Origin of the sequence: Phyllobacterium sp., from assembly GCF_037994405.1 — a bacterium.
GTDB lineage: Bacteria > Pseudomonadota > Alphaproteobacteria > Rhizobiales > Rhizobiaceae > Phyllobacterium.
Genome location: NZ_JBBNAN010000232.1, coordinates 1 through 2,604 on the forward strand (window position 1 = coordinate 1; position 2,604 = coordinate 2,604).

A 2,604-nucleotide genomic window follows, 5' to 3' on the forward strand; every position below is an offset into this window, starting at 1 on the left:
TCTCATCCTGATAATGGTTGTGAAAGAGGTTGGTTTTGTCGGTTTCCGCCATCTGCTTTCGACAACGCTGCACCGCAAGTGGCGCGGATGGCTGAATTCTCGCTTCAACGATGCCCTCCTCGATAGAAATCATACGCATTACCACCTCCAGCAGGGGGAACGCGCGGAAATGCCCGACAATATTGATCAGCGTCTGCAAGAATCCATCAAAGGGATGACTGGCGGCGCCATAGGTCTCTCGATCGGGATCTTGGGTGTGGCGATGTCAATCATCTTCATCGGGCAAAAGCTCATTGAGATGTCGACCGAAGTCAGCGGGCTTGAATTCCTCGGCTCATATGGCAGTGCCATACTCGCTTTCGTCGGGATCACTGTTTACGTTCCTCTCAGCACATGGGTTGCAATGAGGATCGGCCGTATACTTGAAACGCTTACGCTGGAGATGCAGCAGACAGAGGGCAGTTACCGCAGTGAACTGACAACATTCCTTCGTCGCAGCTTTCAGGTGGCCGCCTCAAACGGTGAAAACGTGCAGCGTATCGTTAACACCAGACTCTATTCAGCGGTCGACAGAACGTGGTCCAAGCTGAACTGCTTCGATGCCGCATACATATCGTTCACGGCCGTCTATAACTTCTTCGCTGCTCGCGTGGTCGCCTATCTGCCCGGCCTTCTTCCTTATATGAGCAACACGATCAGCCTGAAGAGCTACATTACTGGAGCCGAGTTGGTCGGCTCAATGATCAACGAATGCTCATGGTTCATCCAGGTGATGCCCGCGATTGCCAATCTAAAGGCGAACGCAAGGCGCGTCACAGAGCTGGCAGCAGCTGTTGAATCAGTCCAGCGGCCGACGGATTTCTATCGGTCGAGCGGTATCAATGAATTCTCCTACGGTACACAGCACGAACTCTTTGGCATGACGGTCCGCAATCTCGAACTCATGCATCGGTCGGATGATGCGCAGTCGTTCCTATCTGCATCCCATCTGCATTTCCACAAGAGTGAATGGGTCTATCTCAAGGGTGAATCAGGCTGCGGGAAAACATGCCTGCTGAAGGCGCTGAACGGGCTTTGGGCATACGGGCGGGGTGACATAACCTATCCTGAAAATGCAACGGCAATGTACGCCGCACAGGAAGTGAAGCTCCCGACAGCGTCACTCAAGCAGCTGATTTGCCTTCCAGATGATGAATCGGCGTTTGGCGATGCCTCAGCAGCTGCCGCACTTCATCGCGCCGGGATGGGAGACTTCATCGAGAATCTCGAGCAGGAGGACCGCGATGGCACCCCATGGGATCAGCTTCTGTCGGGCGGCCAGAAACAGAAACTCGTGCTCGCGAGAATTCTTTTGCATAGGCCAGACATATTATTCCTCGACGAGGCCACAGGTGCTCTCGATCCAGAATCCAAAATTGCATTCCACCAGGCAATCAAGGATCATTGCAAGGGGATCACGGTCATCAGTGTGATGCACGAGCAGGAAACGCCGAAATCGGCGCGCGGATCCGAATTTTATTCGCAGATACTGGAAATCAAGAACGGACTTGCCGAACTCCACGACATTCAGCCGCCGCTGGGACGGGTTGAGGTGCCGAACTTCGTGCAGCGAAAATATTCGATGATAGCCGCTGAATAGCGCCAAATCATCGCGCAATCCCAATGTCGCGTTGCAGTTAACTATGAGAATGCCGAGTCAGTGATTTCAAAACTGGTTGCCAAAGCGATGAAGGAGAAAGGTCCCTCAAGACGGTTCTTGGCGAAATCTCCTACGACAAGAAGGGCGACTCCACTCTCCCAGGCTATGTAATGTACAAATGGGAGAAGGCAGCAGATGGATCATACCGCTACTACCAGCAGTGATTGAAGTCACGAAGATGCACTGACTGCATTCCGTACAAACGCTTTTGAGGTTTTTGATATTTGCAGGAGGATGTCCACTGCATCTAATCATAGTTCCTCAAACTGCATGGCGGTCGGGCGGGTGGAACGGCAGCATGCAAGTTGGTTCCGTCGCGAATTTGGCATTGAGCGAAGTGACGAGGACATGATTGCGCGGGCAAGAACATGCCCGCCGAAGCTGGCATATGTCTGGTCCGTCAGGACCAGAGTTTGAGGGCGATCTGAAAGCGCTCGCTCCGGTAGTTGGAACGGAGGCTTCCTCAAGACGGGACCTATTGGCGGTTCGGGCCGGTAGGTCCAAAGGCGGGTTGAGAGTTGCATTTGCATGCACAATGTTCTAATGTATCAACAATCGTTCGCAATGAGGTTTTGCCATGTCGATTACGACCCTATCAAGCCGGGAATTCCAGCAGAACGCCAATCAGGCGCAGAAGGCCACGCAGAGTGGCCCTGTATTCATCACCAAGCGGGGCAGACCGGTAACCGTGCTATTGAGCTTCGAGGAATATCAGCGCATCACCGGGAAGCACCGAAGCATTGTCGAAGCCCTCTCTATGCCAGGCCTCTCGGATATCGACGTGGAATTTCCCCGGTCGCGTGAACAGCCCCGGCCAGCCGATTTCTCGTGATGTTCCTACTCGATACAAACGTCATTTCCGAGCTGCGCAAAGCGGGAGACGGTAAGGCGGACACCAATGTCGT

The 2,604-nt window shown here is 53.4% G+C and carries 2 protein-coding genes and 2 pseudogenes; all 4 read left to right on the top strand.

The annotated features are described in order from the left end of the window. Window positions 1–1,639: ABC transporter ATP-binding protein/permease (locus AAAC48_RS12590; RefSeq protein WP_340654494.1), on the top strand; the 1,639-nt coding region annotated here is incomplete at its 5' end. A gap of 69 nt (window positions 1,640–1,708) precedes the next feature. After that, window positions 1,709–1,863, top strand: a pseudogene (locus tag AAAC48_RS12595) (branched-chain amino acid ABC transporter substrate-binding protein); the annotation flags it as partial. Window positions 1,864–2,276: 413 nt separating this feature from the next. Then, window positions 2,277–2,531 (top strand): type II toxin-antitoxin system Phd/YefM family antitoxin, encoded by a 255-nt coding sequence (locus tag AAAC48_RS12600; RefSeq protein WP_340654495.1) that lies wholly within the window; start codon window positions 2,277–2,279, stop codon window positions 2,529–2,531. Further along, a pseudogene (locus AAAC48_RS12605) lies at window positions 2,528–2,604 on the top strand (VapC toxin family PIN domain ribonuclease); the annotation flags it as partial. The gene AAAC48_RS12600 and the pseudogene AAAC48_RS12605, both read left to right, overlap by 4 nt.

Excerpts from the sequence above, each read along its gene's own strand:
- AAAC48_RS12600 (WP_340654495.1), top strand. The coding sequence starts at position 2,277 with ATGTCGATTACGACCCTATCAAGCCGGGAATTCCAGCAGAACGCCAAT.